The organism is Halostella salina, from assembly GCF_003675855.1.
Taxonomy (GTDB): domain Archaea; phylum Halobacteriota; class Halobacteria; order Halobacteriales; family Natronoarchaeaceae; genus Halostella; species Halostella salina.
Genome location: NZ_RCIH01000007.1, coordinates 63,397 through 82,859, shown reverse-complemented (window position 1 = coordinate 82,859; position 19,463 = coordinate 63,397). Strand labels below are relative to the sequence as shown.

Genomic DNA, 19,463 nt, shown 5'->3' with positions numbered 1-19,463 from the left:
CAGTTCGATGACCGACCCGGACCTCGAGGCGTTCGTCGAGCGGGCGCGAGCGTCGGTCGCCGGATCCGACGACCTGTCGGTTCGGAACACGGAGCTACGGCTCGTCCAGCCGTTTCTCGCGGCGCTTGGCTGGGACGTTCACGGCCAGGAGATGACGGCCGGCGTCACCGTCGAAGCCGACCGCGACCCGGTGAACTACGCGCTCGCCGTCGACGGGCGGCCGGCGGTGTTCGTCGACGTCGTCGCCTGCGAGGACCCGCTCCGCGAGGCCGACGCCGACCGCCTCGCCGCGGCGCTCGACGCGGCCGGCGTGTCCCACGGAGTCCTCACGAACGGGCGGTCGTTCGTCTTCCTCGCCCGCGGCGACGACCGTCTCCAGTGTCGCCTCGACGAACTCCCGGACCGGACGGACGCGGTCGCGATGTACTCCCGCGCGGCCGCCGCCTCGCGAGTCGGGGACGAGGCGGAGCGCCGCACCGCGGCGGAACGGATCGCGGCACAGCGCGGGCCCGTGGCGGACGACGTGACCGCGCGTCTCGTCGCGGCGGCCGACGGCGCTGCGGCCGACGACATCGCCGCCGCAGTCGACGAGTTCCTCGACGACCTGACCGCCGCGTGGGGCGACGACGCCCCGGACGGAAGCCCGTCCGATCAAGACGGGGGTTCACGGGACGACAGTGGCCCCCCGGACGTGAACGCGGACAGACCGAAGGCGAGCGCCCCGGAACCGGTTGACGAGCCGGCGGAGGAGACCCGCGAAGACGGCCCGGAGGAATCGGACGGCGATGACGAGGGGCAAGGGCCGGACGACGACGGCGAGACGACAGCCCCCGACAGTACTGAGGAAGCGGACGACGACGGAGCAGGGGAGTACGTCGTCCGTTTCTTCGACGGTCGCACGTCGGTCGGGGCGATCGGGACGGACACACCCATCGGCGCGACTGCGGCCGCGGTCGAGTATCTGATCGAGCAGCACGCGCTCGACGCCGGTCTCTCGCTGCCGTGGCGGCCGGACGCCGCGGACGACGACGGCCGTGCCGTACTCGCTCACGACCCCGTCCATCCGAACGGGACGCCGATGCGGGCGGCCGAACCGCTCTCGAACGGTTCCCACCTCCTCGCGACGCTCGATGCCCCGTCGGCGAGGACGGTCGTCGAGGAACTCGCCGGAGAAGCCGGCCTTCGGACGATGTTCCAGGGGGACTGGTAGTAGGACCGTTGAAGCGGGTAGCTGGTGGTCGCTGTGTCCGGACTCCACCAGTCCGTTTCAGGCGAGCGCGATAACGAGAATGCCGATCATGGGCGCGAGCACCAGGAGCACGCCGATGATCGCTTTGAGGCTCAGCATCGTCCCGATCCATCCTCCACCGTGTCCCGGAATTGTTATTCGTCCTATAACTCGGGTGCCGCGAACGGTATTCGCTGTTTACCGCCGGTCTGGCCGGTGCTGAAGGACTGTCCCCTCGGGAACGGATGCCGGCCGTCAGTGCCGGCGTCACGGGGTATAACCGTCGTGAGCGCCAACTGCGGGTATGAACATGCTCGTCGACGGCGAGTGGCGCACGGACGCCTACGAGTCCACGAACGAGGAGGGAGAGTTCGAGCGACAGGAGACCGCATTCCGGGATTGGGTCGAGGCCGACCCGAACGCCGAGTTCCCCGCCGAGGCGGGCCGGTATCATCTCTACGTCTCCTGGGCGTGTCCGTGGGCACACCGGACGCTCGTCACCCGCGCGCTGAAAGGGCTGGAGGACGCCATATCCGTCGACGTCGTCGACCCCCACAGGAAGAACGACGGCTGGGAGTTCGCGCCCGAGAAGGCGGGCTGTACGCCCGACTCGATCCACGGGTCCGACTACCTCCGCGAGGTGTACACCGCGGCCGACCCCGTCTTCACCGGCCGCGTTACGGTCCCGGTGCTCTGGGACAGGGAACGCGAAACCATCGTCAACAACGAGTCCGAGGAGATCATGCGGATGCTGGACGTTGCCTTCGACGAGTACGCGACCAACGACGTGGATCTGTACCCCGAAGGGTACCGCGACGACGTGGACCGGATCATCGACGAGATCTACGACCCGATCAACAACGGCGTCTACCGCGCTGGCTTCGCGAGTTCACAGGCTGCGTACGACGAGGCCGTCACCGACCTGTTCGACGCGCTCGACCACTGGGACGACGTGCTGGCCGACCAGCGGTACCTCGCGGGGGACCGGCTCACCGAGGCCGACGTGGCGATGTTCACCACCCTCGTCCGGTTCGACGCCGTCTACCACACCCACTTCAAGTGCAACGTCCGGCAGATAGCGGACTACGACAACCTGTGGCCGTACCTGCGCGAACTGTACCAGCTCCCGGGGGTCGCCGACACGGTGAACATGGACCACATCACGGAGCACTACTACCGGTCCCACACCGACCTCAACCCGTCCGGGCTGGTGCCGGCAGGGCCGGACGTCGACTTCACCGCGCCCCACGACCGTGACCGGATCCCCAGCGATCCGCCGGTGTCACTATAAAAATGTGATACTACTGTTCATTTATGATCTGCGGTAAATTTATTATATATACCGTTGACTGACTTGTAAGAACTCGACATGCTGGCAGATTCAGGATCCGATAACCGGGGGGTGTCGAACACGGTGGGGATAATCCTGCTGTTCGGCATGGTCCTGACCGGTGCGACGCTCGTGTTCCTCGTCGGAGGTATGGCACTCGACGCAACCGAGAGACAGAGCGAGATGCGCTCGGCCGAGATGTCGATGCAGGAGGTCCGGTCCGACCTCTCCTCGCTGGCGGCCAGGGGCGAGGGGTCGACCCGGTTATCGGTCGGCGGGAGCGACGACGGCTCGATCCGAACGGACGGGTCGATGTCGTTCACGATCCGTGGACAGACCAAGGCCGGGACGACGCGGGCCTGTACGACGGATCTCACACTCAGTTCGCTCCGCCACGACGACGGCGACGGCCAGCACGTCGCGTACCAGGCCGGCGGCGTCTGGCGGATGAGCGAGGACGGCGAGAGCACGACGATAGTCTCCCCGCCCGCGCTCTCGTACCGGACCGAGGAGATAAACGGGGTGGAGTACCGGACGTTCGACTTCGACGTCGCCAATCTCACCGGCAGCGTCGACACCGACGGCGAGACGACCGCCTCGGTGAACCAGACGCGCTCACAGGAGCGTCGGAAGCAGATCACCGACGAGATGTTCTGCAGGGACGACGACGAGGGGGACCTCCGGCAGATCCGGAGCCTCACGATCGTCGTCCGGAACAGCACCTACTACGACGCGTGGGGACGCTACCTGCGGGACCGGATGGGCGACGCCGGGAGCGTCACCGTCTACGACAACCGGACCGTGGTCGCCAGCGACATCCCCCTCGGTCGACAGGTGAACGGCAGTACACCGCGGCTCGCGTCCGACGACCTGCTCATCGCCGTCAACGACACGGCGGGGGCCGAAACCAGCCACAAACTGCGGTTCGACGTCAGTGAGGATGCCGAAGGGGACACGCTGGAGTCGGTCAATATCACCTACAATGACGACGAGACCGACCTCTCGCGGCTCGCCGGCAAGGGATCGGGGGCCAGGGGCCATACCAACCCGGACCAGACGAAGGTCCACCGTGCGGACGGCGACGTGGTGGACCTGAAGAAGCATCTGGAGAGCTACGAGGTGGACACGGACGACGGCACGATCGAGTTCCAGTTCGACGAATCCGTCGAGCTCTACTCCAACGACACGGTCACAGTGGAATACGGGAGTCAGACCCGCAACGGCAAGGACGGGAAGGTCACGAACCCCGGCTCCCCCGGCCAGTACAACGTTACTGCGACGCTGAACGGCGACGATGACTCACGCCGAACAGGCACGCTGAGCATCGGCGACGTGAACGACGGCATCCCGGGGAACGGCACCGACAGCGACGACGACGGCGTCCCGGACCACGCCGACCGCTGTCCCGACACGGAAGGCGACGGCCGATACGGCTGCGGCGTCGTCTCCGAGGACGAGGACGCGAACGCGCTCCGCGTGAACAGCTCGTCGGCGACGCTGGAACTCGTCGGGACGCAGGTCGCGGAGGAGCGGATCGTCAACGAGAGCGTCGCGGAGCGACAGCCCCTCGACGTGATGTTCGTGCTGGACAGGTCAGGGTCGATGCGTGGGTCCTGTAGCATCGAGAACGTGGAGGGGAGCTGGCAGGAGGTCTCGGCCGATAGCTTCGACTGGGCACATGCTGACAGCACCGAGTACGTGGTTCCGAGGGGCAAACTGGTCCGAATCGAGACGTGGGGCGGTACGAACTACTACACTCCTGGTAGTGTAATCTCCCATCCAATAATCGGTGACATAGCCGCTATCGATGTCGAGCTGTCTTGTTCCGGGAGCGACCCCGACAACAGGCGAGTCGACGCCACCAGAAGCTTCGTCGGCGCGCTCAACGCCTCCGCTGGCGACAGAGCCGGCGTGGTCGAGTTCAATTCGGACTCGAAACTGCTGAGCGGACTCACAGACGACCTCGACGACGTGAACGACAGCGCGACAGGCGCGGCGGACGGCGGCACGGATATGGGGTCGGGTCTCTACGAAGCGGTCGACCAGTTCGACGACGACGCAGGGAACGAACGCGTCGCCGTCCTGTTGAGCGATGGGCGAAACGACGGGCCTGGCAACCTAAACAAACGGACCCGTCGGGCAGCCGAGGAGGCCGCCGAAAACAACGTCACCGTCTACACCATCGGTCTCGGATCGGGCGCGGACGAGGACCTGCTCACCGATGTCGCCGACGAGACCGGCGGGGAGTACTACTACGTCGACGACGACAGCGAACTGGAGGAGCAGTTCGAAGCGATCGCCGGGAACGTCACCAGAAACCGCGTCCGGCAGGTCGAGCACAAGGCAGTCGAAGCATCGGTCAAGATCGGCGGCAGCAGCTACCCGCTTAATCTGAGTGCCGGCAACAGCAGGGTCGACCCGAACGACACCGCGTCGGCGATAAACGACCCGACGACCAGTGACCCGGTGGCGTTCGACATCAGCGGGGTCACCCCCGGCTCGCTCCTGTCGTTCAACGCGACATCGGTCGACTGTACGAACTCGACCGCGAGCGGGACGCCGGCGGACAATCTGAACGCCACGCACGACGGCGAGACGTACGACCACACCAGTTGTACGGGGACGGCCGACGGCCGGATCGACAGCACCACCAACGCGACGAACGACCACGAGATCTACACCGACGGGGACGACCTGCCGACGCTCGACACGGCGTGGTGGCAGCCAGGCATCGAGGCGGTGCTCGACACCAGCGACGAGGACCTCTACAGCGGCGACGAGTTCACCCTGGACGACAGCCAGGCGGTCGTGGTCGTCGAACTCGACGGCAACGGGGACCATACCGACTACGCGGTGTTCCTGTACGACGCCGACGCGGGCGACCGCGGCGGCTACGGCGACCCCGACGAGGACGAGTCGACCGACGGGACCAACCGCTACGTGATCGACATCACGCCGACGCAGGTCGAGGTCGGCGACGAGGAGTAGCGGGGCGACATGCTGACTCCCGGGCGGGCGGCTACTCGGTGACGACGATCGTCCCGACCATACTGCTGTTCTCGTGGGGCAGGCAGACGTAGCCGTACTCGCCGGCGACCTCGAAGGTGTGCTCGTACGTGTCGCCGGACGTGAGCAGCCCCTCGCTGCTCCGCCAGCCGTCGCGGGCGGCGGACTCGGAGTCGAACCCGCCGGAGGCGAAGTAGTCGGCGTCGTCGGGGATCTGGTTCTCGTAGGCGGTGACGGTGTGGCCCTTCGAACTCGTGTTCTTCCAGACGACGGTGTCGCCGACGCTCACCTCGTACTCCTGTGGGTCGAAGTCCATCGCGGTCATCCCGATATCACAGTTCCCGTCACAGGACTCGCCGGCGGAGCCGAGGCTCGCGAGACAGCCCGAGAGGCCGGCAGCGCCTCCGGCGCTCAGGGTAGCGAGGTACGTGCGGCGCTTCATAGTCCCGACTCGGGACGGCGGGGACAAAGGCTCGCCGGTTCGGCGGCGGGGAGAACATAAAAACGTAAGGACGGCCCCTGCAACCCCGAGCATATGCAACCCCGGTTCGTCGGGCGACTCTCCCTCGCCGACGCGGTGACCGTGACGAACGCGATGGTCGGGTTCGTCGCCGTCGTCGTCGCCGGGGGGAACCCGGATCTCGCGGCGCGGCTCGTCCTGCTCGCCGCCGTCGCGGACGGGTTAGACGGCGTCGTCGCGCGGTGGGCCGGGAGCTCCGCCGCCGGCGAGTATCTGGACTCGCTCGCGGACGTGGCATCCTTCGCGGTCGCGCCGGCCGTCGTGGTCGTCGCCGTCGTCCGCGAGTCGTGGGGGCTGTCGCTCGGCGACCCGACCGCGCGGACCGCACTCACTGTCGGCCTGCCGGCGCTGTTCGTCGCCATGGCGGTGACGCGGCTCGGGATGTACACGGCGTACGACACCGCGGCGAAACACACCGAAGGGGCACCGAGCACGCTTGCGGCGACGATCCTCGCATCGACGGTGCTCGCTGGCATCACCGCACCGCAGGTGTTGCTCGCAGGGACCGCAGTGTTCGTCTACCTGATGGTGTCGACCGTTCGGTACCCGGATCTCCTCGCCCGTGACGCGCTGCTGATGGGCGTGGTCCACTCGCTCGCGGTTCTCCTCCCGAACGTCGCCGGTATGGCGTTTCCGTACGCGCTGCTCACGCTCGGCCTCGCGTACCTGACGCTCAGCCCGTGGTTCTACTGGCGGGACGACGACCCGGCCGCGAACGGAAACGCTTAGGGGGCGTAGGAACGCAGTTCCCGGTATATGAACCGGAGTGCGCCGTCGGCGGTCGCCCCGCGCCGCGAATTCGGCCGGAACGCCCGTCAGGAGGTGGAAGGATGAGCGAGGACGGTGACGACGAGACGTCCGAGGAGACGGAACTGACCGAGGCGGTCACCGTCGAATCGCTCCGCGAGCGCCTCGACGCGATCGAGGAGCGACTCGACGAGGCCGAGACCGAGGACGACCTGGACGAGGTCGAGGCCGAGATCGAGGAGCTGGAGGCCGACCTCGAGGCGGCCGACCTGCCGGAGCCGGACGACGAGGACGAGGAGCCGCCGGCAGAGGAAATCGCGGACGAAAAGGAGGACCTCGAATCCCATCTCGAGGAAGCCCGCGGCCCCTACGCCGAGGACGTCGTCGCGGAGATAGAGGACGCCGAATCCACCGTCGCCGACACCGAGTGGACCGAGGACGGCGAAGCGGCGGTCGCCGAGGCGGTCGAGTCGTTCGTCGACACGGTCGGCGAGACGCTCGACGAGTCGCTGAGCGTCGACGACGAGTCGATCGAGGGGCTGACCGACGCGCTGGCGGAGACCGCGACGGCCGTCGAGGCGGCCGACCTCGACGCCGACGACGACGCGGAGACCATCGCCGACCTGCTCGACGCGACCGGCGAACTGGCCGACGACCTGGAGGCCGCGGAGACGTGGGACGACCTCTCCGTGCGCGAACAGCTCCAGGCCCAGGGCTACTACGACGTGCTCGACCACCGGAAGGACTACCCGCCGGAGTGGGGTGCGATGAAGGTCTGGATGAAGCGCGGCCGCGCCGACATGGTGTTGCTCGCGCTGGAGACGTTCGACTCGGACTTCATGGAGGAGCACGCGCTCGACGCCCTCAAGCGCATGGCACCCGAGGAGGCCGTCGACCCGATGCTCCAGCGCGCCGGCAAGCGCGACCAGGACGCCATCGAGATCCTCGGCAAGATCGGCAGCGAGGAGCCGGTCGACACGCTCGTCGACTACGTCGACGACGAGGGCAACCCCGGGCTGCAGACGGTGACGATGAAGGCGCTCGGCGAAATCGGCAGCGAGGAGGCCACCCAGCCCATCGCGGACAACCTCGCATCCGACAACGAGACCATCCGGAGCCACGCCGCCCGTGCGCTGGGGCTGCTCGGCGACACCCGCGCGGTCGAACCGCTGGCGGACGCCCTGGAGAACGACGACTCCGACACCGTCCGGGCCAGCGCCGCGTGGGCGCTCAACCAGATCGGCACCGAGCGCGCGCTTGAGGTCGTCGCCGACTACGCCGACGACCGTGCGTACCGCGTGCAGTCCGAGGCGGAGAAGGCGGTCTGATCCTGCAGGTTTAAATCGGAGGGGGCGGCCAGCCCCGCTGTGTTCCGGCACGCGCTGGCCGTCGCCTGTGTGGTCGCGTTACTCACCCCGGCCAGCGGCGTCGCTGGCGTGGCGGCGTCGTCCGCCGCCCCGAACCCCGACCACTCTCCGGCGGCCGATCCCCGGATCGCCGCCGTCTACCCGAACCCCGTGCCGGACGGCGACCGCGGCGAGTACGTTGCGGTCGAGTTCCCCACCGAGACGGACCTGTCCGGCTGGTCGATCGCGGACGACGACGCGACCGTCCGGCTCCCGAACCGGACCGTCTCGGGCCGGGTCGCATTCAGCGCCGCCCCAGCAACGGCGCGGAACGTCACCGACACACCGGTCCTGCCGCTCCCGGACGGTCTCACCCTCGCCAACGGCGGCGAGACGGTCGAACTCCGTCGCGGGAACACCACCGTCGACAGCGCGGCGTACCGCGACGCGCCCGAGGGAGAGCGACGGATCGACGGGGAGTGGGTCCCGTTCGGCGCGACCGACCACGCCCCCGTCGGCGTCGGTGGGACGGCCGTCGAGGCGTTCGCCCTCCCCGACTCGCCGCGCGTTCCGCGCCGCGCGCTGACGAACGCCGACGACCGGATCCTGCTGGCGGGCTACACGCTCACCTCGGACCGCGTCGTTCGGACGCTCCGGCGTGCCGCCGACCGCGGCGTGGAGGTCCGCGTCCTCGTCGACGGCGCGCCGGTCGGCGGCACGTCCGCGCGGCAGGTTCGTGCGCTCGACCGCCTCGCCGAGAGCGATGTCACCGTGCGGGCGGTCGGCGGGGACTACGCTCGCTACCGGTTTTACCACGCGAAGTACGCGGTCGTCGACGACCGCGCGCTGGTGCTGACGGAGAACTGGAAGCCCGCGGGTACGGGCGGCGGTTCGAGCCGTGGCTGGGGTGCGGTGGTCCGGGACGGCGAGTTCGCAGCCGAACTGGCGACCGTGTTCCGGTCGGACTGGCGAGCGCGGGACGCGCGTCCGTGGACCGACTACCGCGACACCGTCGACCCAGTGGCAGGCGAGGCCGACCGCTCGTCGTATCCGGAGCGATTCGCGCCGCGGAACCTGACGGTGGACCGCGTGCGCCTGCTGACTGCGCCGGACAACGCCGAGTCGGGGATCACCGGCGAGATCGCGGCGGCCGAGGAGTCGGTACTTGTCCAGCAGGCGTCGCTCGGCGGGCTGGACACGCCGCCGGTTCGGGCCACGGTCGCGGCCGCGCGTCGTGGCGTCCGCGTCCGGATCCTGCTTTCCAGCGCGTGGTACGCCCGCGAGGAGAATCGGGCTACGGTCCGTCGGCTGAACGACCTGGCCGACCGTGAGGGACTGGATCTGGCGGCCCGGATCGCCGAGCCACGCTCGCGCTACGGGAAGATCCACGCCAAGGGCGTCGTGATCGACCAGCGGCGGGTGGTCCTCGGGAGCATCAACTGGAACAACAACTCGCTGCGGGCGAACCGGGAGGTCGCCGTCGTCCTCGTCGGCGACGAGGTCGGAGGGTACTACGCCCGGCTGTTCCGGGCGGACTGGCGGGGCGGCGCGTGGCGGCTCCCGGTCGGCGTTGCCGGCGGGGTCGCGGCGGCGACGCTGGGGGCATCGCTGTACGCGCGGCGAAAAGTCGAGTTCGGCTAGTCGCGCTGGAGCGTGCTCGACAGCTCCTCGTCGATGTCCGCGGCGGCCATCTTCTCGACGAGCGAATCCAGCACCTCCTCGCGACGGCCCTGGACGAACTTGATCGAGCCGACGACGAGGTGGCCGCCGCCGCTGACGCCGCCGCCGACGATCCCCTCGTCGAGTTCGGAGACCATCGTCGGGATGTCGAGGCGGACGCCGTCCGAGCGCAGGACCGCGAAGTCGGGGCCGTAGCCGATGGTGATGACGGGGTCGCCCGTCTCCTCGACCTTGCGGTCGTGGATCTCGCCGGTCGTCTTGCCGGGCGCGGGGTAGGTGAAGCGGTGAGCGTGGTTCTCCACGTCGACCCGGTAGAGGTGCGCGCCGTTGTCCAGCTCCTCGTGCTTGACGTGGGACATGGCGGCGTCTAGCTGGTCGGCCACGTCCTCGCGGGCGCGGTCGGCGAGGAAGTCGACCAGCTCGCGGTGGCGGTCCTCGTCGTCGCAGTCGACGTTCAGCACGTCGTTGATGAGGTGGCGGCCGTCGTCGTAGCGGAGCCAGTGGGCCTCGTAGTCCAGCGCCTCGCTGATGTCGCGCAGGGTGTCCTCGTCGTACCCCTCCTCGGCGGCGAGTTCGAGGTAGTCGTCCATCGCGTCGGCCTTCGAGCGGTCCGAGAGGCCGGCGACGGCGGGGACGTGGTTGAGTTCGTCCTCGATGTCCGGGTAGATCATCCGCGCGAGCTCGACGCACATCATCCCTGTCGTGATGCGGTAGTCCTCGTCGTGGAGGTACGGGTTGACGTGGGCGTCGAGCAGGTCCTCGACGGCGTCGGGGTCGGGATGGTGGTGGTCGACGACGGCGATGGGGATGTCGTAGTGCGCGAGGTTCTCGTAGGCGGGCACGTCCTCGGCGGTGCTACCGTTGTCCAGCATCAGGAGCAGGGGGAGCTTCTGCCCGTGGCGGGCGCGGTCCTCCAGCGCGAAGTTGAGGTCGCGGGTGGCGTCCTCCATCTCGTAGAAGGGAGCCTTGCTCGGCAGGCGCTTGAGGAGGTGGCGCGGGGCCTCGGGGTCCTCGTGAGTCTCCGCGATGAACTGCTCCAGGGCGTACTGGACCGGGACGGAGGCACACATCCCGTCGCCATCGGCGTGGTGGCGGACGCGGATGGGGCGGCTCTCCAGCACGGTTTCGCGGAGCAGCTGCGCGACCTCGCGGAGGTTCGGGTGGAGCTTCTCGAAGGCCGGCCAGTCGACGAGCGGGTCGACGTCGTGCGGTTCGGCGCGTTCGGCCATCGCGGCGTCGAGGCGGTCGCGAACGTCGGCGGCAGCGTCGCCATCGAGTTCGTCGAGTTCGTCGACCTCGACCTGAATCGCGTCCTCGCGGCGCTCCACGTCGCCGCCGACGCGGACGAGGTCGTCGACGTCGATCTCGGGGTGGGCGCGGACGCCCGCCTCCTCGAACGCCGCACAGGGGACGGTCCCGGTCTCGTCGCGCACGTGGAAGATCGTCGGGCCGCCGGTCTGTTTGACCTGGACGACCTCGCCCTCCAGCGTCACCGTCTCGCCGACGCGCTCCTCCAGCGACCCGGCGTCGGCCACGTCGTACTCGTGGTCGACGGACTCGACCTCGTACTCGTCGAGGGTGACGGCGTCGAACGCGACGTCGCCGTTCTCGCGGACCTGTTCGAGTTCGACGACGAGTTCGTCGCCGACTGCGAACGTGCCCGAGAGGTTCGACTCGTGGACGAGCCCCGAGACGTGGTCCGAGAGGTCGACGAAGACGCCGTAGTCGACGACCCCGTTGACGGTGGCGAGGTATCGGTTGCCCTCCTCGACATCCGCGATCGTACAGCCCGGCGCGAGATCGTAGACAGTGGTGCCGGCGGAATCGCCGGCGTCGTCGGTAGTCATCTTGCGACAACGTTCGGAACGGCCGGGTTTAACCCTTGTCAAGACACACGACGCCGTGCGCCGCCCCGCATCCGGAACGTTTAGCATCCGGAGTCCCCGAGTGGCGGACATGGGCCTGTTCGGGTCGCTGTTCCGGTCGAGCGAACTGCTCGGCATCGCGTCCGAGACGCTCGAGTTCGCGCTGGAGGCCTCGGAGGACGCGCACCCGAACGAGTACATGGGCTTTCTCCGGGGGACCGACGCCCGCGACCTCGGTCTCGACCGCGACGGGACCGTCATCACCGACGTGGTCGTTATCCCCGGCACCGAGTCGAACCCGGTCAGCGCGACCGTGAAGACGAGCATGAAACCGAACGACATGAAGTCGCTCGGATCGGTCCACTCGCACCCGAACGGCGCGCTCCGGCCGAGCGACGCGGACCTGGCGACGTTCGGGTCGGGCGACGTACACATCATCATCGGCGCGCCGTACGGCCGGACCGACTGGCGCGCCTTCGACCGCAACGGCGACCCCCGGGACCTCGACGTGCTGGACGTCGCGGTGCCGGACGCCGAGGACTTCTTCGATTTCACACAGATGGACATCGACGACGAACTGCGCCGCGACGACGACCTGAGACGATGAGCGCGCACACGACCACCGTGATCGCACAGGGCACGTTCGACGTGCTCCACCCCGGCCACGTCCACTACCTGCGGGAGGCGGCCGAACTGGGCGACGAACTCCACGTCATCGTCGCCCGCCGGGGGAACGTCACGCACAAGGAGCCGCCCGTCCTTCCCGACCGGCAGCGGCGGGACATGGTCGACGCCCTGGAGGTGGTCGACCGCGCCCGCCTCGGCCACCGCGAGGACATCTTCGTCCCCATCGAGGAGATCGCGCCCGACTACATCGTGCTGGGCCACGACCAGCACCACGACGAGGACGCCATCGCCGACGAACTCGCCCGACGCGGGATCGACTGCGAGCTCCGCCGGGCCTCCGCCCGCGAGCCGCGGTTCGAGGGCGAACTGCTGTCGACGGGCGACATCTACGAGAGGGTCGTCGAGGAGCGCGGGTAGCGCCGCGCGACGGGGCAACCGTGCGAACTGTTTTGTCGGCTCGCGGAGACGCCTGCCACGTGACTGAACATGGGGACGGAACGACGGTGGGACGGCGACGGCTCCTCGCGCTGACCGGCGTCGGTCTCGCCGGAGCCACGGCGGGGTGTCTCTCGGGGACGGACGACGACGGGGCAGAGACGCCGGACGAGGCGACGGTGACCGTCGGCATCAGGAACCGCGACGACGCCGAGCGCGAGTACGAGGTCGTCGTCCGGCAGGGCGGGCGCACGACGAACAGCTTCTCGGGCGTCCTCCCGCCGGAGTCGGACCGGTACGAGATGGTCGCGACGCTCCGCCCGACCGACGAGCAACACGAGGTCACGGTCAACACCCCGGCCGGACAGCGCGGCCGCACGTGGGACCCCCTGGAGTGTGGCGACTTCCTCGTGGAGGCGACGGTGGAGAACGGCGACCCCGCGTTCGAGGCGGAGTGCCGGAGCGGCTGACTCGTGGCGGCCGGCCGACCGGCGCGTTCTATTAGGCCGGCCCGACAGGTGACGCGCATGGACAAGCAGGAGCTTCGCGAGCGCGTCTGGGACGACCTGGAGGACAGCGGCGAGGCGCGGTTCCCGTTCCCGCCACACGGCCGGATCCCGAACTTCGCGGGCGCGAAGGAAGCAGCCGACCGCCTGACCGAACTGGCGGCGTGGCGGGATGCCGACGCGATCAAGGCGAATCCCGACTCGCCGCAGCGCCCGGTCCGCCGCCGCGCGCTGGACGCCGGGAAGACCGTCTACGTCGCGGTCCCGCGGCTGGCCGACGAGCGGCCGTTCCTCGAACTCGACCCGGACCGGATCGACGACTACGACGAGGCGACAACCATCTCGGGGGCCGACGAACTCGGCGTGCAGGTCCTGCCCGAGGAGATGGCTGCAGTCGACCTGATCGTCTCCGGCAGCGTTGTCGTCGACGATCGCGGCGCGCGGATCGGCAAGGGCGAGGGGTACAGCGACCTGGAGTTCGCGCTCCTGCGCGAGGTGGGGCTGGTCGACGACGACACGACCGTCGTCACGACGGTCCACGAGTTACAGGTCGCCGACGAGGGGCTCCCGCGGGACGCCCACGACGTGCCGATGGACCACGTCGTGACGCCCGAGCGGACGATAGCGACGGGGACCGGATACGAAAAACCGGACGGCGTGGACTGGGCGGCGCTGGACGACGAGAAGATAGCCGAGATACCGATACTGCAGGAAAAACGGCCCTGAGCCGGCGGCGTCGAAGCCTTACAGATACCCTTCCGCCGCCAGGCGGTCGACGGCCTCGCGGAGTCGCTCCTTGCTGTTCGCGTAGGAGATGCGGGCGTAGCCCGGCGTGCCGAAGGCGCTGCCCGGCACCGTGGCGACGTGGGCGTCCTCGATGGCACCCTCACACCACGCGGTGTCGTCGTCGTCCACGGGCAGCATCATGTAGAACGCGCCGTCGGGCGTGGCCACGTCGACGCCGTGGTCGGCGAACAGGTCGACCAGCATGTCCCGGCGCTCCTCGAACGCCTCGGCCATCTCCGCGACGGCCTCGTCGGTGTTTTCGATCGCCTCGACGCCGGCGTGCTGGACGAAGTTGGTCGCACACGAGACCGAGTGGGAGTGGAGCTTGCCGGCCTGGTCGATCAGCGCCTCGGGCGCGGCGACGTAGCCGAGCCGCCAGCCGGTCATCGAGTAGGCCTTCGAGAAGCCGTTTATCGTGACCGTGCGCTCGGCCATCCCGTCGAAGGTGCCGAGGCTGGTCGGCTCCGCACCGTACGTGATCTCGCGGTATATCTCGTCGGAGATGACCGTGATGTCGTGTTCGACGGCCAGGTCGCGGACGCCCTCTAACGCAGCGTCGGAGTACACTGCACCGTGGGGGTTGCCCGGCGAGTTGACGACGAGCAGTTCGGTGTCGTCCGACACCGTCTCGGCGAGGTCGTCGAGCGCGGGTTCGAGCTGGAAGTCGTGGGCGGCGGTGTCGACGCGGGAGACCGACCCGTCCGAGAGCTTCACCATCGCCTCGTAGGACACCCACGCCGGGTCGAGCAGGACGACCTCGTCCCCATCGTCGATCAGCGACTGGAACGTCTCGAACAGCGCCTGCTTGCCGCCGGGCGTGACGATGACGTTGTCCGCGTCGTAGTGCAGGCCGCAGTCGTCCCGCAGGTAGTCGGCGATCGCCTCGCGAAGCTCGGGGATGCCCTTCGAGGGCGTGTAGCCCGTGTGGCCCGCGTCCATCGCGTCCTTTCCGGCCTCGACGATGTTCTCGGGCGTCGGGAAGTCCGGTTCGCCGACGCTCAGGTCCACCACGTCGACGCCGTCGGCCTCCAGCGCGGAGGCCTTGTCGCTGATGGCGAGCGTCGCGCTCGGTTCGACTCGTTGTACTCTGCTGGCGAAGTCCATGCTCATAGTTCCTCGGCGAGTTGGACGGCGCTCTCGACCGCCTTCGCGCCGTTGTCGGTACGCGCTCGGGCCTCGTCGGCGCTCATGCCGGGACCGGAGACACCGAGGGCGACGGGCGTGTCGCGGTCGAGGCTCACGTCGGTGAGCCGCCCGTACGCCGCGTCGGCGATCTTCTGGTCGTGGTCGGTGTCGCCGGTGATGATCGCGCCGACCACCGCCACGGCGTCAACCTCGTCCCGGCGAGCCAGCCGGTCGGCGGCCAGCGGCGTGTCGTACGCGCCGGGGACGCGGAGCGTCTCCACGACCTCGGCGTCGGCCGCGTCGGCCGCCTCGCGCGCCGACCGCTCCATCTCCTCGGTGACGGGAGCGTTGAACTCCGCGACCACCAGTCCGAGCGTTACCATACCAACCGGTTCCGGGAGCACCGACTAAAGGACTGCCGTTCGGGGCGAGGCTGACGCCGGCCGGAAGATAAAGAATTTCAACCCGGGGCCACCGTGAGGGAACCGATGGCAGACGGATCCTCCGCCCGCGACGCGCTCCGCGACCGGACCGTGGGTGCGGTCGTCGGACTGGCCGCCCTCGCGCTGCTCGTCCGCCTCGTCGGCCTGGGCTCGCGGATCGCCCACTGGGACGAGGGACGACTCGGCTACGCCGTCCTCAGCTACGCCGACACGGGCGCGTGGACGTACGACCCCGCGCTGCACGGCCCGTTCCTCTTTCACGTCAACGAGTTCCTCTTCGGCCCCCTCGGCCCGACCGACTTCGCCGCGCGGCTCGTCGTCGCGCTGGTCGGCGGCCTGCTCCCGCTCGCCGCCCTGCTCTTTCGGTCGCGGCTCGACGACGACGAGACGGTCGCGCTCGGGCTGTTTCTCGCGCTGAACCCGGTCCTCGTCTACTACTCGCGGTTCATGCGCAACGACGTGCTGGTCGCCGGGTTCATGCTGTTCGCCCTCGGCTTTTTCGTCCGGGCGTACGACCGGGGATCGCCGTGGTCCCTCTACGCCGGCGCGCTCGCGCTCGGCCTCGGGCTGACGACGAAGGAGAACGCCCTGCTGTACCTGCTCGCCTGGGCCGGGGCGGGGCTGCTCGTGGTCGACCACCGGATCCTGCGAGCCACGGAGCCGACCGGATCGGCCGCCACCGACGGGGGCGAACCGGCCGACGCCGGCGAGCCGGCGGACGCGACCGACGCCCCGAGCGAGGCCGCCGGATCAACCGACCCGGTCACCCGCATCCGGGCGGCGGTCGAGGCCCGCGCCGACGACCTGCGGTACTGGAGCGGGCCGGTCGCGCTGGCGTTCGTGCAGGTGGTCCTCGTGCTCGTGCTGTTCTACGCGCCGCGGGGTGACGCCGCCGCGACGAATCTCGGCGACGCGCTGGCGAACCCGGCGCTGCTGCCCGCCGTCGTCGACACGGCGCTTTCCGGCACCTGGGACCGGGTCGGCTTCTGGACCAGCGGCGTCCAGTTGAGCCATCCGTACATCTCGTGGCTGCTGTACTACGTACGGACGCTTGCGGTCGCGGCCGCCCCCGTGACGGTGCTCGCGGTGGTCGGCTTCCTCGCCGACCGGTACGCCGAGAACGGCCCCCGTGCCCTGGTCGGACTCGGCGCGTACTGGGCCGGCATGAGCATCGTCTTCTACCCCATCGTCAGCGCGACGAAGGCCGCCTGGACGCTCGTCCACTTCGTCGTCCCGCTCGCGCTCCCCGCGGCGGTCGGCCTCGCGCTGGTGTACCGGAAGGGGTCGGCCGCGATCGCCGCCGACGACGCGGTCCGGACAGGGCTGTCCGCGCTCGTCCTCGTCGCCGTCGTGGTGGCGATGGTCGGCTCCGGCGTCCACTACGCTCACGCCGCCCCGCAGTCCGCGGACAACCCGATGGTGCAGTACGGCCAGCCGGCCGGCGAGATGCGCGGGACGCTGGCGGATATCGACGCGGTCGCCGGCGGAAACGACGGCGTCGACGTGCTGTACTACGGCGACTTCTTCCACGTCGATAACGAGAGCCGGACCGCCAGCCTCCCGGTCGAGAACGCTACCGACGAGAATGGGGTGCTGGTGGAGAACAACGCCAACTGGTACCACCGGCTGCCCCTGCCGTGGTACTTCGAGGCCGCGGACGCCGAGTCGACCAGCGTGGCGGAGGCGGACGCGCTCGAAACCGCGATGGCCGACGAGTCGCCGCCGGTCGTGGTCACGCGGGCGAACAACTCCGCGACCGTCGCCGAATACGCCGAGGGATACGACGCCCGGACGTACGAACTCACGGCCCCCGGGACCGAGGTCGTGGTCTTCGTCGACCGCGCGGCGCTGAACGAATCGACGTAGTTAAACGACGACGCGCGGAACCCCCGCCCACATGACTTCGCCGCTGTCGACGCCCGGACCGACGCTCGGGGTGGTCGGCGGCGGCCAGCTCGGCCGGATGCTCGGCGAGGCCGCCGCGCCGCTCGGCGTCGAGCTGGTCGTCCTCGACCCGACGCCCGACTGTCCCGCATCGCCGGTCGCCCGCGACCAGATCGTCGCCGAGTTCGACGACGAGGCCGCAGTCCACGAACTGGCCGAGCGGGCCGACTACCTCACCTTCGAGATCGAACTGGCCGACCCCGACCTGCTCGCCGCCGCGAGCGAGGCGGCCGGCGTGCCGGTCCACCCCGACCCGGGGACGCTGCGGACGATTCAGGACAAACTCGTCCAGAAGCGGACGCTCGCGGACGCCGGGATCCCCGTGCCGCCGTTCCGCGCAGCCGACGACGCCGACGACCTGCGGGCCGCGCTCGACGACCTCGGGACGCCCGCGATGGTGAAGGCACGGACCGGCGGCTACGACGGCCGCGGCAACGCGCCGATCGACGACCCGGACGACGCCGAGGACGTACTCGCCGCGGTGGGCGCGGACGACGGGGGTGCGATGGTCGAGTCGTTCGTCGACTTCGAGCGCGAGGTGTCCGTCATCGGCGTCAAGGGCGACGACGAGGTCGCGACCTTCCCCGTCGGAGAGAACGTCCACGAGGACGAGATCCTCCGGGAAACCGTCGTCCCGGCGCGGACGAGCGACGCCGTCCGCGAGCGCGCGCAGTCGGTCGCCCGCGACGTGCTGGAACTGCTCGACGGGCGTGGGACCTACGGGATCGAGCTGTTCGAGACCGAGGACGGCGACATCTCGGTCAACGAGATCGCGCCGCGCCCGCACAACTCCGGCCACTGGACGATCGAGGGCGCGCTCACCTCGCAGTTCGAACAGCACGCCCGGGCGGTCACGGGCCGGCCGCTCGGCGCGACCGACCTGCGCGCGCCGACGGCGATGGCGAACGTGCTCGGCGACGTGGCCGAGCGCCAGCGGGCCGAACTCCGCGGCGTCGACGACGCGCTCTCGACGCCCGGCGTCGGCTTCCACTGGTACGGCAAGCGCGAGGTGTACCCGCTCCGGAAAATGGGCCACGTGACGGCTGTCGGCGACGGCGACGACCCGGCCGAGGCGCTCGAACGGGCCCGTGCGACGCGCGACGAACTGACCTTCGAGTGAGTCCATCACCAATGACACAGGCAGACTCCGTCTCCGACCTGATCGCATCGCTCGAAGCCGAGGCCGAGCGGGACCGCGACCCCGCCGAGACGCCCGACGTGGGGATAATCATGGGGAGCGACTCGGACCTCGACGTGATGATGGGGACCGACGACGACCCCGGCGCGTACGACGCGCTCCGCGAACTCGGCTTCCAGGAACTGACCGACTACGACGACCCGCCGGACGTTCGGTTCACGTTCGAGACGTACGTCGTCTCGGCCCACCGGACGCCGGAACTGATGTACGCCTACGCGGAGACGGCCGCCGACCGCGGCGTCGACGTGATCATCGCCGGGGCGGGCGGGAAGTCCGCCGACCTCCCGAACATGACCGCCTCCATCGCCTACCCGGTCCCGACCATCGGCGTCCCGGTTCAGGAGAAGTCCGTCGACAGCGTCATCGGGATGCCGACCGGCGCGCCGCTGGTCGCCGTCGACGCGGGCAAGTCGTTCAACGCGGCGCTGTCGGCGGTCCAGATCCTCGCGCGCGAGCACGAGGTGCTCCGCGACCGCCTCGTCGCGTACCACGACGGCCTCCAGCAGGAGGTCGGGGAGGTCTCCCGGGACCTCCACGAACTCGGGACGCCCGGGTTCCGCGACCGGGACGGCTGATCGGCCTGCGACTCACGACCTCTGGGGGCCGGCGAACCGCACAGTACCCGGATCGGCCCGACACGAATCGCCGTGGAATCGAATCCCGGCAAAACGGCAAGA

The 19,463-nt window shown here is 69.4% G+C and carries 17 protein-coding genes; 13 read left to right on the top strand and 4 right to left on the bottom strand.

Annotation, left to right across the window (positions count from 1 at the left end; all coding sequences use genetic code 11):
• Positions 1 to 7 precede the first annotated feature (7 nt).
• From D8896_RS14090 to D8896_RS14080, 3 genes are all read left to right on the top strand, one after another.
• The gene (locus D8896_RS14090; protein WP_121822751.1) at positions 8 to 1,210 is read left to right on the top strand and encodes an ICP22 family protein; all 1,203 of its coding nucleotides are present in this window, start codon (positions 8 to 10) and stop codon (positions 1,208 to 1,210) included.
• Between the two features lie 322 nt (positions 1,211 to 1,532).
• A complete protein-coding gene (locus D8896_RS14085) occupies positions 1,533 to 2,519 on the top strand; it encodes a glutathione S-transferase family protein (RefSeq protein ID WP_121822750.1) in 987 nt (328 codons plus the stop codon).
• Between the two features lie 78 nt (positions 2,520 to 2,597).
• Entirely contained in the window at positions 2,598 to 5,546 is a 2,949-nt protein-coding gene (locus D8896_RS14080) for a DUF7289 family protein (RefSeq protein WP_162991572.1), read from the top strand.
• Positions 5,547 to 5,577: 31 nt separating this feature from the next.
• On the opposite strand, the gene D8896_RS14075 is transcribed toward D8896_RS14080, so the two are convergent.
• Entirely contained in the window at positions 5,578 to 6,006 is a 429-nt protein-coding gene (locus D8896_RS14075; protein ID WP_121822748.1) for a cupredoxin domain-containing protein, read from the bottom strand.
• Between the two features lie 93 nt (positions 6,007 to 6,099).
• Between D8896_RS14075 and D8896_RS14070 the strand changes: the two genes are divergently transcribed.
• The 3 genes from D8896_RS14070 to D8896_RS14060 all read left to right on the top strand — a co-directional run bounded on the left by D8896_RS14070 (position 6,100) and on the right by D8896_RS14060 (position 9,818).
• The gene (locus D8896_RS14070) at positions 6,100 to 6,813 is read left to right on the top strand and encodes a protein sorting system archaetidylserine synthase (protein ID WP_121822747.1); all 714 of its coding nucleotides are present in this window, start codon (positions 6,100 to 6,102) and stop codon (positions 6,811 to 6,813) included.
• Positions 6,814 to 6,914: 101 nt separating this feature from the next.
• Complete coding sequence (locus D8896_RS14065) at positions 6,915 to 8,159, top strand: HEAT repeat domain-containing protein (RefSeq protein WP_121822746.1); 1,245 nt, start codon at positions 6,915 to 6,917, stop codon at positions 8,157 to 8,159.
• A 39-nt stretch (positions 8,160 to 8,198) separates the two neighbouring features.
• Entirely contained in the window at positions 8,199 to 9,818 is a 1,620-nt protein-coding gene (locus D8896_RS14060; protein WP_240452034.1) for a phospholipase D-like domain-containing protein, read from the top strand.
• Here D8896_RS14060 and D8896_RS14055 read toward each other — a convergent pair.
• Positions 9,815 to 11,704 (bottom strand): DHH family phosphoesterase, encoded by a 1,890-nt coding sequence (locus D8896_RS14055; RefSeq protein WP_121822745.1) that lies wholly within the window; start codon positions 11,702 to 11,704, stop codon positions 9,815 to 9,817. The genes D8896_RS14060 and D8896_RS14055 overlap by 4 nt on opposite strands.
• Before the next feature lie 109 nt (positions 11,705 to 11,813).
• Between D8896_RS14055 and D8896_RS14050 the strand changes: the two genes are divergently transcribed.
• The 4 genes from D8896_RS14050 to D8896_RS14035 are packed head-to-tail and all read left to right on the top strand — an operon-like array spanning position 11,814 to position 14,016.
• On the top strand, positions 11,814 to 12,329 hold the full coding sequence (locus tag D8896_RS14050; RefSeq protein WP_121822744.1) for a Mov34/MPN/PAD-1 family protein: 516 nt from the start codon (positions 11,814 to 11,816) through the stop codon (positions 12,327 to 12,329).
• Positions 12,326 to 12,766 (top strand): adenylyltransferase/cytidyltransferase family protein, encoded by a 441-nt coding sequence (locus D8896_RS14045; protein ID WP_121822743.1) that lies wholly within the window; start codon positions 12,326 to 12,328, stop codon positions 12,764 to 12,766. The genes D8896_RS14050 and D8896_RS14045 overlap by 4 nt, the downstream gene beginning before the upstream one ends.
• Before the next feature lie 59 nt (positions 12,767 to 12,825).
• Entirely contained in the window at positions 12,826 to 13,254 is a 429-nt protein-coding gene (locus D8896_RS14040; protein ID WP_121822742.1) for a hypothetical protein, read from the top strand.
• Between the two features lie 57 nt (positions 13,255 to 13,311).
• On the top strand, positions 13,312 to 14,016 hold the full coding sequence (locus D8896_RS14035; RefSeq protein WP_121822741.1) for a 5-formyltetrahydrofolate cyclo-ligase: 705 nt from the start codon (positions 13,312 to 13,314) through the stop codon (positions 14,014 to 14,016).
• Positions 14,017 to 14,034: 18 nt separating this feature from the next.
• On the opposite strand, the gene D8896_RS14030 is transcribed toward D8896_RS14035, so the two are convergent.
• Together D8896_RS14030 and ribH are read right to left on the bottom strand one after the other, a co-directional pair.
• Positions 14,035 to 15,186, bottom strand: coding sequence for a pyridoxal phosphate-dependent aminotransferase (locus D8896_RS14030; RefSeq protein WP_121822740.1), 1,152 nt, complete (start codon positions 15,184 to 15,186; stop codon positions 14,035 to 14,037).
• Entirely contained in the window at positions 15,183 to 15,584 is a 402-nt protein-coding gene (ribH, locus tag D8896_RS14025; protein WP_121822739.1) for a 6,7-dimethyl-8-ribityllumazine synthase, read from the bottom strand. Before ribH ends, D8896_RS14030 begins: the two co-directional genes overlap by 4 nt.
• 105 nt (positions 15,585 to 15,689) lie before the next feature.
• On the opposite strand from ribH, the gene D8896_RS14020 reads away from it, so the two are divergent.
• From D8896_RS14020 to D8896_RS14010, 3 genes are read left to right on the top strand one after another with little or no spacing between them, the layout of a single operon-like run.
• A complete protein-coding gene (locus D8896_RS14020) occupies positions 15,690 to 17,510 on the top strand; it encodes a flippase activity-associated protein Agl23 (RefSeq protein ID WP_121822738.1) in 1,821 nt (606 codons plus the stop codon).
• 31 nt (positions 17,511 to 17,541) lie between these two features.
• On the top strand, positions 17,542 to 18,708 hold the full coding sequence (locus D8896_RS14015; protein ID WP_121822737.1) for a 5-(carboxyamino)imidazole ribonucleotide synthase: 1,167 nt from the start codon (positions 17,542 to 17,544) through the stop codon (positions 18,706 to 18,708).
• A gap of 11 nt (positions 18,709 to 18,719) precedes the next feature.
• Positions 18,720 to 19,361: an AIR carboxylase family protein gene (locus D8896_RS14010; protein ID WP_121822736.1), complete on the top strand. Its 642-nt coding sequence runs from the start codon at positions 18,720 to 18,722 to the stop codon at positions 19,359 to 19,361.
• Positions 19,362 to 19,463 lie beyond the last annotated feature (102 nt).

What these genes read in the sequence shown, in the direction of transcription:
- D8896_RS14085 (WP_121822750.1), top strand. Translation starts at nt 1,533, where the DNA reads ATGAACATGCTCGTCGACGGCGAGTGGCGCACGGACGCCTACGAGTCC.
- D8896_RS14035 (WP_121822741.1), top strand. Translation starts at nt 13,312, where the DNA reads ATGGACAAGCAGGAGCTTCGCGAGCGCGTCTGGGACGACCTGGAGGAC.
- D8896_RS14075 (WP_121822748.1), bottom strand. Translation starts at nt 6,006, where the DNA reads ATGAAGCGCCGCACGTACCTCGCTACCCTGAGCGCCGGAGGCGCTGCC.
- D8896_RS14045 (WP_121822743.1), top strand. Translation starts at nt 12,326, where the DNA reads ATGAGCGCGCACACGACCACCGTGATCGCACAGGGCACGTTCGACGTG.
- D8896_RS14020 (WP_121822738.1), top strand. Translation starts at nt 15,690, where the DNA reads ATGGCAGACGGATCCTCCGCCCGCGACGCGCTCCGCGACCGGACCGTG.
- D8896_RS14050 (WP_121822744.1), top strand. Translation starts at nt 11,814, where the DNA reads ATGGGCCTGTTCGGGTCGCTGTTCCGGTCGAGCGAACTGCTCGGCATC.
- ribH (WP_121822739.1), bottom strand. Translation starts at nt 15,584, where the DNA reads ATGGTAACGCTCGGACTGGTGGTCGCGGAGTTCAACGCTCCCGTCACC.
- D8896_RS14010 (WP_121822736.1), top strand. Translation starts at nt 18,720, where the DNA reads ATGACACAGGCAGACTCCGTCTCCGACCTGATCGCATCGCTCGAAGCC.
- D8896_RS14070 (WP_121822747.1), top strand. Translation starts at nt 6,100, where the DNA reads ATGCAACCCCGGTTCGTCGGGCGACTCTCCCTCGCCGACGCGGTGACC.
- D8896_RS14065 (WP_121822746.1), top strand. Translation starts at nt 6,915, where the DNA reads ATGAGCGAGGACGGTGACGACGAGACGTCCGAGGAGACGGAACTGACC.
- D8896_RS14015 (WP_121822737.1), top strand. Translation starts at nt 17,542, where the DNA reads ATGACTTCGCCGCTGTCGACGCCCGGACCGACGCTCGGGGTGGTCGGC.
- D8896_RS14030 (WP_121822740.1), bottom strand. Translation starts at nt 15,186, where the DNA reads ATGAGCATGGACTTCGCCAGCAGAGTACAACGAGTCGAACCGAGCGCG.
- D8896_RS14080 (WP_162991572.1), top strand. Translation starts at nt 2,598, where the DNA reads ATGCTGGCAGATTCAGGATCCGATAACCGGGGGGTGTCGAACACGGTG.
- D8896_RS14090 (WP_121822751.1), top strand. Translation starts at nt 8, where the DNA reads ATGACCGACCCGGACCTCGAGGCGTTCGTCGAGCGGGCGCGAGCGTCG.
- D8896_RS14055 (WP_121822745.1), bottom strand. Translation starts at nt 11,704, where the DNA reads ATGACTACCGACGACGCCGGCGATTCCGCCGGCACCACTGTCTACGAT.